The organism is Streptomyces sp. NPDC031466 (assembly GCF_055581265.1).
The window spans coordinates 1-16,556 of sequence record NZ_JBVIJT010000007.1; the positions used below are offsets into that span (position 1 = coordinate 1).

General features: G+C 72.7%; 13 protein-coding genes. 7 read left to right on the plus strand and 6 right to left on the minus strand.

Annotated elements, in window-relative coordinates; all coding sequences use genetic code 11:
* Positions 1-120: 120 nt before the first annotated feature.
* Genes ACZ5GP_RS18010 through ACZ5GP_RS18030 form a run of 5 tightly spaced genes read right to left on the minus strand, consistent with a single transcriptional unit; the run spans position 121 to position 6,025 of the window.
* A complete protein-coding gene (locus ACZ5GP_RS18010; RefSeq protein WP_468751791.1) occupies positions 121-1,431 on the minus strand; it encodes a DUF58 domain-containing protein in 1,311 nt (436 codons plus the stop codon).
* Complete coding sequence (locus tag ACZ5GP_RS18015; protein ID WP_468751792.1) at positions 1,431-2,432, minus strand: AAA family ATPase; 1,002 nt, start codon at positions 2,430-2,432, stop codon at positions 1,431-1,433. The genes ACZ5GP_RS18010 and ACZ5GP_RS18015 overlap by 1 nt, the downstream gene beginning before the upstream one ends.
* On the minus strand, positions 2,429-3,922 hold the full coding sequence (locus ACZ5GP_RS18020) for a DUF4350 domain-containing protein (RefSeq protein WP_468751793.1): 1,494 nt from the start codon (positions 3,920-3,922) through the stop codon (positions 2,429-2,431). Before ACZ5GP_RS18020 ends, ACZ5GP_RS18015 begins: the two co-directional genes overlap by 4 nt.
* Positions 3,919-4,620, minus strand: coding sequence for a DUF4129 domain-containing protein (locus ACZ5GP_RS18025; RefSeq protein ID WP_468751794.1), 702 nt, complete (start codon positions 4,618-4,620; stop codon positions 3,919-3,921). Before ACZ5GP_RS18025 ends, ACZ5GP_RS18020 begins: the two co-directional genes overlap by 4 nt.
* A gap of 28 nt (positions 4,621-4,648) precedes the next feature.
* A complete protein-coding gene (locus tag ACZ5GP_RS18030) occupies positions 4,649-6,025 on the minus strand; it encodes a glycerophosphoryl diester phosphodiesterase membrane domain-containing protein (protein ID WP_468751795.1) in 1,377 nt (458 codons plus the stop codon).
* A 161-nt stretch (positions 6,026-6,186) separates the two neighbouring features.
* Between ACZ5GP_RS18030 and mtnA the strand changes: the two genes are divergently transcribed.
* From mtnA to ACZ5GP_RS18065, 7 genes are all read left to right on the plus strand, one after another.
* Complete coding sequence (gene mtnA / locus ACZ5GP_RS18035) at positions 6,187-7,344, plus strand: S-methyl-5-thioribose-1-phosphate isomerase (protein ID WP_468751796.1); 1,158 nt, start codon at positions 6,187-6,189, stop codon at positions 7,342-7,344.
* Between the two features lie 411 nt (positions 7,345-7,755).
* Positions 7,756-8,445 (plus strand): two-component system response regulator MtrA, encoded by a 690-nt coding sequence (gene mtrA / locus ACZ5GP_RS18040; RefSeq protein WP_189176211.1) that lies wholly within the window; start codon positions 7,756-7,758, stop codon positions 8,443-8,445.
* Position 8,446: 1 nt separating this feature from the next.
* A complete protein-coding gene (gene mtrB, locus ACZ5GP_RS18045; RefSeq protein ID WP_468751797.1) occupies positions 8,447-10,561 on the plus strand; it encodes an MtrAB system histidine kinase MtrB in 2,115 nt (704 codons plus the stop codon).
* Positions 10,536-12,443 carry an LpqB family beta-propeller domain-containing protein gene (locus ACZ5GP_RS18050; RefSeq protein ID WP_468751798.1) on the plus strand — a complete coding sequence of 636 codons (1,908 nt, stop codon included), beginning with the start codon at positions 10,536-10,538 and terminating at the stop codon, positions 12,441-12,443. Before mtrB ends, ACZ5GP_RS18050 begins: the two co-directional genes overlap by 26 nt.
* A 90-nt stretch (positions 12,444-12,533) precedes the next feature.
* Positions 12,534-13,379, plus strand: a complete 846-nt coding sequence (locus tag ACZ5GP_RS18055; RefSeq protein ID WP_468752144.1) for a ComF family protein — start codon at positions 12,534-12,536, stop codon at positions 13,377-13,379.
* 349 nt (positions 13,380-13,728) lie between these two features.
* On the plus strand, positions 13,729-14,421 hold the full coding sequence (gene hpf, locus ACZ5GP_RS18060) for a ribosome hibernation-promoting factor, HPF/YfiA family (RefSeq protein WP_467464966.1): 693 nt from the start codon (positions 13,729-13,731) through the stop codon (positions 14,419-14,421).
* 195 nt (positions 14,422-14,616) lie between these two features.
* Entirely contained in the window at positions 14,617-15,360 is a 744-nt protein-coding gene (locus tag ACZ5GP_RS18065) for a response regulator transcription factor (RefSeq protein WP_358587497.1), read from the plus strand.
* Here ACZ5GP_RS18065 and ACZ5GP_RS18070 read toward each other — a convergent pair.
* Positions 15,353-16,516: a winged helix-turn-helix domain-containing protein gene (locus ACZ5GP_RS18070; RefSeq protein WP_468751799.1), complete on the minus strand. Its 1,164-nt coding sequence runs from the start codon at positions 16,514-16,516 to the stop codon at positions 15,353-15,355. The two genes, ACZ5GP_RS18065 and ACZ5GP_RS18070, sit on opposite strands and share 8 nt — an antisense overlap.
* Between the last annotated feature and the right edge of the window lie 40 nt (positions 16,517-16,556).

Sequence of the window (16,556 nt, forward strand, 5' to 3'; positions counted from 1 at the left end):
GGGGACCCTGTGGGAGAGTAGGACGCCGCCGAACTAATTTTGATAAAGCCTCAGGCCCTGGACATTGTCCGGGGCCTGAGGCTTTTTTGCGTTCAAGGGAACTTCGCCTTCAGGGCGTTCCTAAAGGCGGCCGGCTGCCTTCAGGGAGAGGTACGCGTCGGCCAGGGCGGGAGCCAGGCTCTCGGGTGTGGCGTCCACGACGGTGACGCCGTGGCGGGTGAGTTGTTCCGCCGTACGGTGGCGTTCCGATTGGGCCTGGGCCGCCGCTGCCGCTTCATACACCGCTTCCGCCGTTCCGCGTCCGGAGGCCATTTTCTCGATGTGCGGGTCGGCCACGGAGACGACCAGAACCTTGTGTCGCCTGGTGAGACGGGAAAGCACGGGCAGGAGACCCTCTTCGACGGGTGCGGTGTCGAGGCTTGTGAGCAGCACGATCAGGGAACCACGGGGCGCTGTGCGCAGGGCCGTCGACGTCAAGCCTCGTGTGTCGGTCTCCAGAAGTTCCGGCTCCAGCGTTGCCAGGGCGTTGACCAGGGAAGGAAGGACGTCACCTGCTGAGCTGCCCTGGACGAGGGCGCGTACCCGGCGGTCGTACGCGAGGAGATCCACGCGGTCGCCGGCCCGGGAGGCCAGCGCGGCCAGGAGCAGGGCGGCGTCCATGGAGGCGTCCAGGCGCGGGGTGTCGCCGACGCGGCCGGCCGAGGTGCGGCCCGTGTCGAGGACGAGGAGGATGTGCCGGTCGCGCTCCGGGCGCCAGGTGCGGACCGCGACGGCGGCCTGTCGGGCCGTGGCACGCCAGTCGATGGAGCGGGTGTCGTCGCCGGGAACGTAGTCGCGGAGGCTGTCGAACTCGGTGCCCTGGCCGCGCGTCAGCACACTGGTGCGGCCGTCGAGTTCCCGTAGGCGGGCCAGTTTGGAGGGGAGATGCTTCCGGCTGGTGAAGGGCGGCAGGACACGCACCGACCAGGGAACCCGGTGGGAGCCCTGGCGGGCGAAGAGACGCAGGGGGCCGTACGAGCGGATGGTCACGCGGTCGGAGTGGTGGTCGCCGCGACGGGTGGGGCGCAAGGTGGTCGTGATGCGGCGGCGTTCCCCGGCCGGGATCGTCAGGTGGTGGCGGGTCGCCGTGCCGTCGGCGGTCGACTGCCGGCTGCTGGGGGGCCAGGCGTCGCGGAGGTGCGCGCGCAGGGGGCGGGCCGAGGGGTTGGTGACGGTGAGTTCCACGTCGGCGGTCTGGCCCAGGCGTACGGAGGTCGCGCCGGAGCGCGTCAGGGCGAGGCGGCGTACGGGGGCGGCCAGGGCGGCGTCGCAGGCGCAGGCCAGGGCCAGCGGGGCGTTGACGGCGAGGATGCCCGTCCAGCCGGGGTCCCAGAGGCCCACGGGGAGGCTGCCGAGGGCCGCCAGGAGGGCCGCGCGTCCGGTGAGGGCCATCAGCGGGGCACCGGGACGTGGGTGAGGATCGCGTTGATGACGGAGTCCGCGGTGATGCCCTCCATCTCCGCTTCCGGGCGGAGCTGGACGCGGTGGCGGAGCGTGGGCAGGGCGAGGGCTTTGACGTCGTCGGGGATGACGTAGTCGCGGCCGGTGAGCCAGGCCCAGGCGCGTGCCGTGGAGAGGAGCGCCGTGGCGCCTCGGGGAGAGACGCCGAGGGTGAGGGAGGGCGATTCACGGGTCGCGCGGCACACGTCCACCACGTAGGCGGTGATCTCGGGGGAGACGGAGGTCTTGGCGACGGCCCCGCGGGCGGCCTCCAGGTCGGCGGGGCCCGCCACGGGGCGTACGCCGGCGGCGCGCAGGTCGCGGGGGTTGAAGCCCTCGGCGTGGCGGGTGAGGACGTCGATCTCGTCCTGGCGGGACGGGAGAGGCACCGTCAGTTTGAGGAGGAAGCGGTCCAGCTGGGCTTCGGGGAGGGGGTAGGTGCCTTCGTGCTCGACGGGGTTCTGGGTCGCCGCCACGAGGAAGGGGTCGGGGAGGGCGCGGGGCGTGCCGTCGACCGTGACCTGGCGTTCCTCCATCGCTTCGAGGAGCGCGGACTGGGTCTTGGGCGGGGTGCGGTTGATCTCGTCGGCGAGGAGGAGGTTGGTGAAGACCGGGCCCGGCTGGAAGGAGAACTCCGTGGTGCGGGCGTCGTAGACGAGGGAGCCCGTGACGTCGCTCGGCATGAGGTCGGGGGTGAACTGGACGCGCTTGGTGTCGAGTTCGAGGCTCGCGGCGAGGGCGCGGACGAGCAGTGTCTTGGCCACCCCGGGGACCCCCTCAAGCAGGACGTGGCCGCGGCAGAGGAGAGCGACGACGAGGCCGGTGACGGCGGGGTCCTGGCCGACCACGGCCTTGGAGATCTCCGTGCGCAGGGCTTCGAGGGAAGCGCGTGCGTCGCGGGGAGCTCCGGCGGGTCCGGTGGTGGGCCCGTTGTCAGTGGTCGGGTCCATCATGAGTGGCGTACCTCACTTTCGAGGGCGTCGAGTCGGTCGGCCAGGGCGATGAGGGCTGTGTCGTCGCCCGGCGGCGGACCGAAGAGAAGGGGGTGTGGGTCGTGGTCGAGGGTGCGAAGGCGCGTGGACAGTGCCGGGATCAGCGTCTGGGGCGTGTGGGCCTGGGCGGGGGGCACGCCGACGAGGGGAGCGAGGCGGGCGCGGGTGGCGGTGCGCAGGGCCTCGGCCGCGCGGTCGCGGGCGTTCGCCTTGGCATACAGGCGGGCCCGGCCTTCGACCGTCTCTGAGGCGCGGATGGCGACGGGCAGGCGTTCGACGACGAGGGGACCGAAGCGGCGGGCGCGCCACAGGGCGGCGAGTACGGCGGCGACGGCCAGTTGCAGGGTGCCCCATCGCCAGCCGGAGGGGATCAGGTCGAAGAAGCCACGGCGCTCGGAGTCGGTTGCCGTCGCGTCGTCGGCGAGGGAAGGCAGGTACCACACCAAGTGGGGGCGTGAGCCGAGGAGTTGCAGGGCGAGAGAGGCGTTGCCCTGCTGGTCGAGGCGGTCGTTGTAGAGGACGTCGGGGGCGCCGAGGACGACGGTGTCGCCCTTTCCGTGGGGGGCGGGGAGATGGAGCAGGCTGGGGAGGCCGTCGCTGAGGTAGCAGGCCTCGGCGTTCGGGGCGGAGGTGTCGTAGCGGATGCCGCCCATCTCGGCCGGGCCCGCTCGGCGGGCGGCCGGGAGGGAGCAGGCCGGGGAGAGCGTGGAGTGCTCGGCGGGCTTGGCGTGCGCGGTGACCCCCGGGGCGAAGGCCTTGAGGGAGGAGGTGCCGGGAGTGACGAGGACGGTCCGGCCCCCGGAGTCCTTGGTGGCGGTGTGCAGGCGGGAGCGCCGGCCGTCGGTGAGCAGGTCCGGGTCGGCTACGAGGAGGGTGGTGTCGGGGCCGGCCGCGGCTCGCGCCGCTTGGGTGGTGGTGACCACGCGGGTGGACACGCCTTGGTCGGCGAGGAGTTCGGCGACGGCCCGGCTGCCGTGGGGGGCGGCGGAGCGGGGGTCGAGGCGGCCGTGTTCGCCGCCGGAGCGGACCGCGGCCATGATGACGGCCGCCGCCAGGAGGACGAGCAGGGCGAGGGCGATGCCCCGGGAGCGCGTCCAGAGCTGGCCGGGCGTGGGCGTGACCGAGGTGGAGGGCGATGGGGCGTCGGGCTGCCGCTCGGCGGCGGGGGGCGTGACGGCGTGGGGTGGTTCGGTGGGCTCGGGGGAGCCGGCCGCTCGGTGGCTCTGTGGGTGTTGCTGCTCGGTGGCGGGGCGTGTGGTGGCCTGGGGTGGCTCGGTGGGGTGGAGGGAGCCGGTCATGTGGCGGCCCTGTGCGTGCTGTTGCTCGGCGGCGTGGGGCGGTTCCGTCGGGTGGGGGGAGTCGGCCGCTCGGTGGCTCTCCGGGGGTTGCTGCTCGGTGGCGGGAGGCGTGGCGGCGTGGGGCGGTTCGGTGGGGTCGGGGGAGCCGGTCATTCGGCGGCTCCGTGGGTGCTGCTGGGCGGGGTGGTGTGGGCGCTGTCGGCCAGGGCCGGCTTGGTGCGCTCCAGGTCGTGGTCGAGTTCGGTCAGGCGAAGGTACGCGGGCTCGTCGGCGGTGCGGCCGCCGTATGTGACGTCGTCGAACTCGTGGGCGGCGGCGCGGAGTCGGCCGGTGTGGGCGGGGAGGGTGCGGCCCGCTTCCGCCGCGGCTTCGTCGGCGGTGCGGCCGGGGCGCGGGTCGAGGAGGGCGCGTTCCTCCAGGGCGCGGACGAGGGCGCGCATGCGTTCCTGGACGGCCTGGTTCCAGTGGCCCCGGGCGGCGTGCGCCGCGGCGGCGGCACGGTGTTCGGCGGCGCTGCGGGGGCGGTCGTCGAAGAGGGGCGGCGTGCCGGCGGGGGTCCGGGTGGGGGTGCCGAGGCGCCACCAGAGGGCGACGCCGAGGAGTACGACGGCCAGGACGATGACGAGGAGGCCGAACCCGCCGCCCGGGGTGGCCCCCGAGGCGGCGGTGAACAGGCCGTCGACCCAGGACCAGAAGCGGTTCAGGGCGCGCTGGAGGACCCCGGGGTCCTGCTCGTGGTACATCGGCTTGGACAGTTCGCGCTCGGCGGCTTCCCGCGCGGGATCGCGGGGGATCGTCACCGGCGGGTCGTCGCCGGCCCGCGGCAGGAGCGGTGCCGCTCCGAACCTCATGAGCGCTGCCCCCGCCGCGGTCACCGCATCAGCTCCCCGATGTGCCGGACGGGCCGGGGCCCTGGCCGGGCAGGCCGGCGGCGCGGGCGAGTTCGAGGTCGAGGGCCTCGCGCCGGATCCGCTGGTCGATGTAGAGGAGCACGGTGACGCCGGCCGTGATCGGGAACGTCAGCATGGAGCCGATCACGGACCCGACGCCGCTGATGATCAGGAACGTCCAGCCCAGTTCGCCGGTGTTGTCGAGGAAGCCGGTGATGCCTTCGCCGCTGAGCGCGCCGGCGAGGAAGGTGAACGGGATGACGATGATCGACGCCACGATGTTCGCGATGACAGCGGCGAGCAGCTGGATGCCGAAGACGCGCCACCAGGAGCCGCGGACGAGCTTGGCGGAGCGGGTCAGGGACTTCTTCACGCTCTGCTTCTCCAGCATGAGCGCGGGGGAGGCGAGCGAGAAGCGGATCATGAGCCAGATGGCGGCGACGCCCGAGGCGAGGCCGCCGAGGACGGCGAGGCTCGCTCCGGCGTCCGTGGCACCGCCGACCGCGATCAGGAGGCCGGGCAGGATGCCGACGGCGACCACCGTGGCGCCGATGAGCGGGATGAGCAGGGTCAGGCCGAACAGCTTCGCCAGCTGGGGGCGCGAGTCCCGCCAGGCCTCCGCCGCCGTCACCGACTTACCGAGCACCGCGCGGCTGGTGACCATGGTGAGCAGGGCCGTGGCGACGATCGTGCCGAGCAGGGTGATCACGAGGACCACTCCGGAGTTCAGCAGGGTGTCGCCCATGGCGCGGGTCAGTTCGCCGACGGTCGCGCTCGGGTCGTCGAGGGCGTCGGTGTCCACCGACTCGTTGAGGACGAGTCCCTGGAGGAGGACGACGACGATCTCCGTGAGCACGGCGACGGTCAGGGAGATGCCGAGGACCGTGCGCCAGTGGGCGCGCATCGTGGACACGGCGCCGTCGAGGATCTCACCGACGCCGAGCGGGCGGAGCGGGATGACGCCGGGCTTGGCGGCGGGCGGCGGGCCCTGCCAGGCGCCCCAGCCGGGGTAACCGCCACCTGGACCACCGGGACCACCGGGACCACTGGGACCACCGGGTGCTCCGGGCCCTCCCGGGCCTCCAGGGGGGCCGCCGTGGGGGTTTCCGCCCCAGCCCCAGCCGCCGCCCTGGCCGGGCGGAGGGGGCGGAGGCGGCGGGGTCGGGCCGGGGGTGCCGGGCGGGGACCATTCGGCGGGCGGCGGCTGCTCCTTGGACCACTTGGACGGGCCGCTCCGGCGGCCTGCGTCCGCGGGCTCGGCGGCGTCCGGCTTGCCGGCGTCCGGCCCGTCGGAGTCCGGCCCGTCGGAGTCCTGTCCGTCGGAGGGGGCGGATCCGGGCGAAGCCCAGCCCGGAGAGTCGTTCATCGTCGCTCCTTCACGGTGCCCGTCCGCGGGTGCGGCGGCAGGTTGCCAGCCATCGTGCCACGGGGCACCGGCGGGGTGACCGGGCGCCGCAGGGGTGGGACACCCTCAGATGGCGGCGGGAGACCTTCAATTGTCCGTCGGGTACGGGGCAGACTGGGCGGATGGCTGATCAGTACGCGCAATCCGGTGAGGACATACGGCCGACCGAGGCCCCGACGATTCCCGCGATCCGCTGGGAGGAGCCACCCGAAGGCCCCGTACTGGTCCTCCTCGACCAGACCAGGCTGCCGGGCGAGGAGAGCGAGCTGGTGTGCACCGACGCACCGGCTCTGGTGGAGGCGATCCGCGCGCTCGCGGTGCGCGGGGCACCGCTGCTGGGCATCGCGGGGGCGTACGGCGTCGCGCTCGCCGCGGTCCGCGGTTTCGACGTGGACGAGGCGGCGGACGCGCTGGCGGGGGCGCGGCCCACCGCGGTGAACCTCGCCTACGGCGCCCGCAGGGCCCAGGCGGCCTACCGCACGGCCATGGTGAGCGGCGCGGGGCCCGAGCGGGCGGCCGGTGCCGCGCTGGAGGCGGCGCGGGCGCTGCACGCCGAGGACGCCGGGGCCAGCCGGCGGATGGCGGCCCACGGCCTGGCGCTGCTCGACGAGCTGCTGCCGGGTGGCGGGCACCGGATCCTGACGCACTGCAACACCGGGGCGCTGGTCTCCGGTGGGGAGGGCACGGCGTTCGCGGTGGCCCTGCGGGCGCATCGGGCGGGGAGTCTGCGCAGGCTGTGGGTGGACGAGACGCGGCCGCTGCTCCAGGGGGCGCGGCTCACGGCGTACGAGGCGGCGCGCAACGGCATGGCGTACACGCTGCTCACGGACAACGCGGCGGGTTCGTTGTTCGCGGCCGGGGAGGTGGACGCGGTGCTGATCGGGGCCGACCGGATCGCGGCCGACGGTTCGGTGGCGAACAAGGTGGGGAGCTATCCGCTGGCGGTGCTCGCGCGGTATCACCACGTGCCGTTCATCGTGGTGGCGCCGGTGACGAGCGTGGACCTGGACACCCCGGACGGAGCGTCGATCGAGGTGGAGCAGCGGTCCGGCCATGAAGTGACGGAGGTCACGGTGCCGCATGTGCCGATGATCGGGACGGAGGCGGGAGGCGGTATCGCGGTGGCGCCTTTGGGGACGCAGGCGTACAACCCGGCGTTCGACGTGACACCGCCGGAGCTGGTGACGGCCATCGTCACGGAGGAGGGGGTCCTGTCGCCGGTGACGGCGGAGGGTCTCGCGGAGCTGTGCGGCAGGGCGCGCGGGGTGACCGTCGGTTGACCGGGTGCCCCGGTGCCGGGCCGGGCCCCGGCTCCGGGCCGGTCCGGGGCCGTCCGACGGGAGGGGGAAGGAGCGCGGGAGCGGGGGGCGGAGTGAGGGAACGGCGTCGGTCGGCGGGCGGCGGTGGGGCGACGCCGGCTCATGATCGGGGGCGCCGGCTCATGATCGGGATCGCTCCGGCGGGTGCTGTGGCGGTGCCCGGCCGGGTGGTTCTTGGCTTGTTCTGCACCCTTGGTCTGGCCGGTTTGGAGTCGGTCGGCCCGGGGCGGTGTGTCACGGGTGGACCCGCCCGGCGTCCGTTACCGACCTCGGCCGCGGTCGGCCACCGCAGACAGTGATGCCCCGATACGACTATCGTCACAGGTCAGTGACCTCTCTCACCAGCACCCCAGTCACTGTTACGAGAATGGGATGATGTCAGGCATGAAGGGACGAGTCCTTGTCGTCGACGACGACACCGCACTGGCCGAGATGCTCGGGATTGTGCTGCGTGGTGAAGGTTTTGAGCCGTCGTTCGTAGCTGATGGCGACAAGGCGCTGGCCGCTTTCCGGGAGGCCAAGCCCGATCTCGTGCTGCTCGACCTGATGCTGCCGGGACGCGACGGCATCGAGGTGTGCCGCCTGATCAGGGCGGAGTCCGGGGTGCCGATCGTCATGCTCACCGCCAAGAGCGACACCGTGGATGTGGTGGTCGGTCTGGAGTCGGGGGCGGACGACTACATCGTCAAGCCCTTCAAGCCGAAGGAGCTGGTGGCCCGGATCAGGGCGCGGCTGCGCAGGTCGGAGGAGCCCGCGCCGGAGCAGCTGGCCATAGGCGACCTGGTCATCGACGTGGCGGGGCACTCCGTGAAGCGGGACGGGCAGTCGATCGCGCTGACGCCGCTGGAGTTCGATCTGCTGGTGGCGCTGGCGCGCAAGCCGTGGCAGGTGTTCACCCGCGAGGTGCTCCTCGAACAGGTCTGGGGCTACCGGCACGCGGCGGACACCCGGCTGGTGAACGTGCACGTGCAGCGGCTGCGCTCCAAGGTCGAGCGGGACCCCGAGCGGCCGGAGATCGTGGTGACCGTCCGGGGTGTCGGTTACAAGGCCGGACCGAGCTGACATGTCCCGGGACAGTTCCTCCTCGGCGCCCGGCGGTGCAAGGGCTCGCTCGGGGCGGACTGGACCGGCGCGGCACGGGTCACGGTTCGGGCGGCTCGTCGACGGCGGGCTGCTGCTGCAGGGCGGCGTGCAGGGCAGCCCCGTGCTGCGGCTCTTCGCGCGCTGGGTGCGCAGGCCGCTGCTGCCCGCCGTACGGCTGTGGCGGCGCAACATCCAGCTGAAGGTCGTCGTCACGACCCTCCTGATGTCGCTCGGCGTGGTCCTCATGCTGGGTTTCGCCGTGCTCAGCTCGGTGAACAACGGCCTGCTCAAGGCCAAGGTGAAGGCTTCGCAGAGCCAGGCCGACGGAGGCTTCCGGGCCGCCCAGGACAGTGTCAACGCCGCGCGGCAGAGCACCGAGCAGGGCCAGGGCCCCGACGGCAGCACGGTCGACGGGCGCAACGCCGCCATGTGGATGTCCGACCTCGTCGAGCAGCTGTCCAGCGGTGGCCAGAACGCGTTCGCCGTGGTGACGCTGACGTCCACGAGCGACGCGGGCAGCGTCCGCGGGTCGCGGGCCTCGGGCGGTGTGGAGCCGATCCTGAGCGTGCCGGAGGAGCTGCGCGGGCAGGTCGACAAGGGCTCCGAGGTCCTCCAGGCCAATACGCGCATCGTCTACGACGACGGGCGGGAGCCGCAGCCCGGCCTCGTGATCGGCAAGCGGCTCAACGACCTCAACGGCGATCCGTACCAGCTCTACTACCTCTTCCCCCTGACGCAGGAGGAGGAGTCGCTCAACCTCGTCAGGACCACCCTCGCCACCGCCGGGCTCTTCGTCGTCGTGCTCCTGGGAGCCATCGCCTGGCTGGTGGTGCGCCAGGTGGTCACGCCCGTGCGCATGGCCGCGGGGATCGCCGAGCGGCTGTCCGCCGGACGCCTTCAGGAACGTATGAAGGTGACCGGGGAGGACGACATCGCGCGGCTTGGTGAGGCGTTCAACAAGATGGCGCAGAACCTCCAGCTGAAGATCCAGCAGCTGGAGGAGCTGTCGCGGATGCAGCGGCGGTTCGTGTCCGACGTCTCGCACGAGCTGCGCACGCCGCTCACGACCGTGCGGATGGCCGCCGACGTCATCCACGAGGCGCGGGTGGACTTCGATCCGGTGACGGCGCGCTCGGCGGAGTTGCTCGCCGATCAGCTGGACCGGTTCGAGTCGCTGCTCGCGGACCTGCTGGAGATCAGCAGGTTCGACGCGGGGGCGGCCGCGCTGGAGGCGGAGCCGATAGACCTGCGTGAGGTCGTCCGCAGGGTCGTCGGCGGCGCGGAGATGCTCGCCGAGCGCAAGGGCACGCACATAAGGGTCGTCGGGGACCAGCAGCCCGTGGTCGCGGAGGCCGATGCCCGGCGCGTGGAGCGGGTGCTGCGCAATCTCGTGGTCAACGCCGTGGAGCACGGCGAGGGCAAGGACGTCGTGGTGCGGCTCGCCGCCGCGGGCGGCGCGGTGGCGGTCGCGGTGCGGGACTACGGCGTGGGCCTCAAGCCCGGCGAGGCGACCCGGGTCTTCAGCCGCTTCTGGCGGGCGGACCCGGCACGCGCGCGTACCACCGGCGGTACGGGACTCGGGCTGTCCATCGCCCTGGAGGACGCCCGGCTGCACGGCGGGTGGCTCCAGGCGTGGGGCGAGCCAGGGGGCGGCTCGCAGTTCCGCCTGACATTGCCGAGGACGGCGGACGAGCCGCTGCGGGGTTCGCCGATACCGCTGGAGCCCGACGACTCGCGGCGCCACCGCGGCCTGAACGACGCCGGGCTGCCGCTCGGGGGCGGCAACAAGCTGGCGACCGTGCCCGCCCAGCCGTCCGCCGTCTCCGAGAGGGTGTCGCCGTCCATGCCCGGCAAGGGCCCGATGGCCCCCCGGTTCGCGCGGGCCGGCGCCGTGGACCCGACGGCGCTGCCCGGCAGCGGATCGCGGGTCGTGCCGCGCAGGCCGGTGGACGACGGTGCGCCGGACGGTGACGTGGGGGCAGGCGGCCCCGAAGGGACCGCAGAGGCACAGCGCCCGTCGGGTGGGCCGCGGGAGGCGGCGCCCGAGGGCGAGGCGGGTTCGGCGAAGGATGGGGAGAGCACGCGTGGGCGCTGACCGACAGGCACGCGTGGGCGCTGACCGGCGGGGGCGCGACCGTCGTGGGCGCCGGGGGCGTCCGCTGCGCACCGGGCTGCTGCTGGGCAGCTGTGCGGCCCTCCTGGCCGGCTGCGCCTCGATGCCCGACAGCGGGAACCTGGAGTCCGTGGACGCCTCGCAGCGGCCCGACTCCCGCCCGCAGGTCCGGGTCTACGCGATGCCGCCGCGCGAGGGCGCCCGGGCCGTGGAGATCGTGCAGGGCTTCCTGGAGGCGCTGACCAGCGACGATCCGCAGTTCGCGATGGCACGCAAGTATCTGACGAAGGACGCGTCGAAGCACTGGGACCCCGAGGGGTCCACGACGGTGCTCGCGGACGGCCCGAACACCGACGCGGGCAACGCGGGCAACGACGTGGACGGCAGCCGGCGGTTCGCGCTGACCGGCCAGCAGGTCGCGAGGGTGGACGAGCAGCACGCGTACCGGCCCGAGGAGGCGTCCTACAGCCAGAGCGTGCACCTGAGCCAGGTGCGGGGGCCGGGGGGCCGCAAGGAGTGGCGCATCGACAAGCCGCCGCCGGGCGTGGTGCTCGGCGAGTCGGACTTCCAGCGCATCTACCGGTCCGTCAACAAGTACTACTTCGCGGGCCCTGCGGGGGCGGGGGCGAACGGCCGGACGGGTCTCGTCGCCGACCCCATCTACATCCGGCAGCGGATCGATCCGCTGACGCAGACGGTGAAGGCGTTGCTGGCGGGGCCGACCAACTGGCTCGACCAGGTGGTCGAGTCGCGGTTCCGCAGCGGCACGCGGCTCAAGGACCCCCGGGCGTCGCTGACGCCGGACGACCAGAACCGGCTGACCGTGCAGCTGAACAAGCAGGCCGACGACGCCAGTCAGACGCGGTGCCGGGAGATGGCGGCGCAGCTGCTGTTCACCCTCCAGGACCTGACGCCGTCAGGGGTGGAGCAGGTGACGCTCCAGAGGTCCAACGGTTCGATGCTCTGCGTCCTGAGCCAGAACCACGCCCAGAGCGTCGCGGCGCACCGCGGCGCGGAGCGGCCCGACTACCAGTACTTCATCGACGAGAAGCACCGCCTGGTGCGGATGCCGGCCAACGCCGGGAGCACCGCGGACCCGGAGCCGGTGAACGGCATCCTCGGCACCGGCGACCAGCCGCTGCGCTCGGCGGCGGTCTCGCGCGACGAGAAGCGGGCCGCCGGAGTGTCGCTCGACGGGAAGTCGCTGTACACCGGGTCGCTGTTCCTGGAGGACACGCTCGGCAAGGCGCAGGTGCGCAGCAAGGCCAAGGCGGAGGAGGACCGCCTCTCCACGCCCAGCTGGGACGGCAGGGGCGATCTGTGGGTGGCCGACCGCGACCCCGAGCGGCCGCGGCTGCTCTGGCTGGAGCGGGGCGAGGGCCATGCGGTGCAGGTCGAGGTGCCCGGCCTCGACGGGCGCATCGAGGCGGTACGGGTGTCGGCCGACGGCGTGCGCATCGCACTGCTGGTGGAGAAGGACGACAAGACCTCGCTGTGGATCGGCCGGGTGGAGCGCGGTGAGCGGGGCGAGGGCGAGCGACCGCGGATATCGGTGCTCGACCCCACCCAGGCCGCGCCGCGGATGGAGCGGGTCACCGCCATGTCGTGGGCCGGGGGCAGCCGCCTCGTGGTGGTCGGGCGGGAGTCCGGCGGGGTGCAGCAGATGCGGTACGTCCAGTGCGACGGGTCGGTGCTCTCGGGCACCACGCTGCCGGGGCTGACGGGCGTCAAGGAGATCGCGGCCTCCGAGAGCGAGCAGCAGCCGCTGGTGGCGCACTCGGACGACGGGATCGTACGGCTGCCTGCGGGGTCGCAGTGGCAGACGGTGGTCAAGGAGGGGTCCGCTCCGGTCTACCCGGGGTGAGGGCGGCCCCGACGCGGGGCCGAGGGAGTTATCCACAGGGGCTTGTCCACAGGGCTGGTCGCGCCGGTCGCGCGGGGGCACAGTGGGGTCATGCGGGGGTGGTGGCGGGACCTGACCGACCTGGTGCTGCCGGCCGAGTGCGGGGGCTGCGGAAGGCTTCGCGCGGTGCTGTGCGCCGAGTGCCGGGCGGCGCTGTGCGGGAGCGCGCCGCGCCGGGTGCGGCCGGTGCCCGAGCCGGTCGGGCTGCCGGTGGTGCACGCGGCGGCGCCGTACGCGGACGCGGTGCGGGCCGCGCTGCTCGCGCACAAGGAGCGTGGCGCCCTGGGGCTCGCGGGACCCCTGGGAGAAGCGTTGGCCAGAGCTGTGCTCGTCGGTCTGCGGGGGGAGGGCGGGGAGTGGGGTGATACGGGGGCGGGTTCCTGGGTAGACGGCACGCACGGCGGCTCACAGGGGCGTGCGGTGCCGTTGTCGCTCGTCCCCGTGCCGTCGGCGCGTGCCTCGGTGCGGGCGCGTGGACATGACCCGGCGCGGCGGATCGCGCTCGCCGCGGCGGGTGAGCTGCGACGAGCGGGGATCCCGGCGCGGGTGCTCGCGGTGCTGCGTCAACGGCGTGCGGTGGCCGATCAGTCGGGGCTCGGCTCCCGGCAGCGGCGGGCCAATCTGGCGGGCGCCCTGGAGGTGACCGCCGGGGGCGGCCGACTGCTGGCGGGGTCCGGCCGGATCGTGGTCGTGGACGACCTGATGACCACCGGCGCCTCATTGGCGGAGGCCGCGCGCGCAATAAGTGAACTGTGCAAAGAAGACGGCATGGGGCCGGAGGCCGTGCGGCGACCGAGGACGGACGTCGCGCGAAGGCCGTTATCGGTCGGCGGGAACGCGATCAGTGCGGCCGTTGTCGCCGGGCCTCCGGATTCTTTCGGAATAAACCGGAACTGACGGAGAAGTTGCGTCGTTGCAGGTGGTGAGAGGACTGAAACACCTGAATGGAGGTACGTAGCAGTAGAGGGTGACGACATCCGTCCGGGCGAGATATGTTCGGTTGTGAGGAATGGCGAACGCCGCGCCTCGCATATCGGAATGCCGGTCCATGCCGGTCCATGCCGGTTGGTGGGTTTGCGGATCTTGAGGTCCGCACAATCACCCGGACCGGTGGGGTGGAGATCTTGCCCGCGGGGGAGGAGGAGGTGGACGTCACCGAGTCCGAGGCCCCGGAAGTCACCGGGGTCTGGTGCAAAAGGGAGATGCTCCGCCGCTGAAGCGGAGCGATCCGGGAACGGAGTTCTGCGTGGACATCGTCGTCAAGGGCCGCAAGACCGAGGTGCCCGAGCGGTTCCGCAAGCACGTGGCCGAGAAGCTGAAGCTGGACAAGATCCAGAAGCTCGACGGCAAGGTGATCAGCCTCGACGTCGAGGTGTCCAAGGAAACCAACCCGCGTCAGGCCGACCGTTCCGACCGCGTGGAGATCACCCTCCGCGGGCGCGGACCCGTGATCCGCGCGGAAGCCGCGGCGGCCGATCCGTACGCGGCGCTGGACCTGGCCACGGCCAAGCTCGACGCCAGCCTGCGCAAGCAGCACGAGAAGCGCCACAACCGGCGGGGGAACGGCCGAATCTCGGCCGCCGAGGTCGCCGAGCGCGTCCCGGACGCGGCGACGCTCAACGGAGACGGCACCCTCGCGCGTGACGAAGAGCCCGACGGTGTACCGGTCAAGAAGATCGGCTCGCTGGAGATCCAGGGCGAAGGCCCCCTCGTGGTCCGCGAGAAGACGCACGTCGCGGCCCCCATGTCGCTCGACCAGGCGCTCTATGAGATGGAACTGGTCGGACACGACTTCTACTTGTTCGTCGACTCCGAATCCAAGGAACCCAGCGTCGTCTACCGGCGACACGCCTACGACTACGGCGTCATCCGCCTCAACACCGACCCGATGGTCGCCAACGCGGAGACGGCCGGTGCCGGTGGGGCTCTCGGCGGCTGACCCGCCGCCCCCCGACCGCCGTCATGGTGCCCCTGGAGCGCGTGTGCGCCCCCAGGGGCACCCTCGTGCGACCAGTGCGCGCACCGCACCGGCGCCGGACGTGAAATCATGGGCCCGCCGGCCAACCGGCGTGCTGCCGCCCGGGGTTGGCGCAGCACAGGCACAACAGGCCACGGCCTTCATGGGGGAGGAACGATGGCGGACAGCTTCGGACCGATGCGTCACGAGGATGCCGCGGACGGCATCGGCATCGGATCGGAGGCGGGCACCCCGCGCAAGGAGCCCATTCGGGTCCTTGTCGTGGACGACCACGCCCTCTTCCGCCGCGGCCTGGAGATCGTCCTCGCCGCCGAGGAGGACATCCAGGTCGTCGGCGAGGCCGGCGACGGCGCCGAGGCGGTGGACAAGGCCGCCGATCTGCTGCCCGACATCGTGCTGATGGACGTCCGGATGCCCAAGCGCGGCGGCATCGAGGCGTGCACCTCCATCAAGGAGGTGGCACCCAGCGCCAAGATCATCATGTTGACCATAAGCGACGAAGAGGCGGACCTCTACGACGCGATCAAGGCGGGCGCCACCGGATACCTCCTCAAGGAGATCTCCACGGACGAGGTGGCCACGGCGATTCGCGCGGTGGCCGACGGGCAGTCGCAGATCAGCCCGTCGATGGCCTCGAAGCTGCTCACGGAGTTCAAGTCGATGATCCAGCGCACCGACGAGCGCAGACTCGTGCCCGCGCCGCGCCTCACCGACCGTGAACTGGAAGTCCTGAAACTCGTCGCCACGGGGATGAACAACCGGGACATCGCCAAAGAGCTGTTCATCTCCGAGAACACCGTGAAGAACCACGTGCGCAACATCCTGGAGAAGCTGCAACTGCATTCCAGGATGGAGGCCGTGGTGTACGCGATGCGGGAGAAGATCCTGGAGATCAGGTGAGGGCGCGCACCAGCTCGGCCGTCAGCTCCGGACGGTTCACCCGCTCCACCCGTACGGAACCGCAGCCGACCCAGGACGCCGCCTCCAGGAGCGCCTGGGCCATCGGCGCCACCGCCTTCGGGGAGTCGAGTGAGACCTGCCTGGCCACCAGGGTGCTGCCCTCGCGCGCGGGGTCGACCCGGCCCAGGAGCCTGCCACCGGCGAGCAGGGGCATCGCGAAGTAGCCGTGTATCCGCCTGGGCTTGGGCACGTAGGCCTCCAGGCGGTGCGTGAAGCCGAAGATCCGCTCCGTGCGCGCCCGCTCCCAGACGAGGGAGTCGAAGGGGGACAGCAGCGTCGTGCGGTGCCGGCCACGGGGAGTCGTCTCCAGCGCCTTCGGGTCCGCCCAGGCCGGCTTGTCCCAGCCCTGGACCGTCACCGGCACCAGGCCCGACTCCGCGACCACCGCGTCGAACTGCTCGCCCTTCAGGCGGTGGTAGTCGGCGATGTCCGCGCGCGTGCCGACGCCCAGCGCCTCGCCGGCCAGGCGCACCAGGCGGCGCAGGCACTCCGTGTCGCTCAGGTCGTCGTGCAGCAGCGCGTCCGGGATGGCGCGCTCCGCCAGGTCGTACACCCGCTTCCAGGAGCGGCGCTCGGTGCACACCACCTCGCCGTACATCAGCGCGCGTTCGACGGCGATCTTCGAATCCGACCAGTCCCACCACTCGCCCTTGTTCTTCGCGCCGCCCAACTCGGTGGCGGTCAGCGGGCCCTCGGCGCGCAGCTGCTCGACGACCTGGTCGTACGCGCCCTCGGGCAGGTCGTGGTGCCAGTGGGGACGGGCACGGTAGGCGCGGCGGCGGAAGGCGAAGTGCGGCCACTCCTCGACGGGCAGGATGCACGCGGCGTGCGACCAGTACTCGAACGCGTGGGTCTGCGTCCAGTACGCCGCCTCGACCGTGTCGCGGCCGACGGCGCCGAGGCGGGCGTAGGGAACGAGTTCGTGCGAGCGGGCCAGCACGGAGATCGTGTCGAGCTGGACCGCGCCGAGGTGGCGCAGCACGCCCCGCACCCCGGAGCGGCGGTCGGGCGCGCCCAGGAACCCCTGGGCCCGCAGCGCGATGCGGCGGGCTTCGTCGGCGGAGAGGTCGATCACGGGGCGCGGCAGGCTCGTCATGGTCGAAACGATAGGCGGCGGCACTGACAGCCGGGCGGGG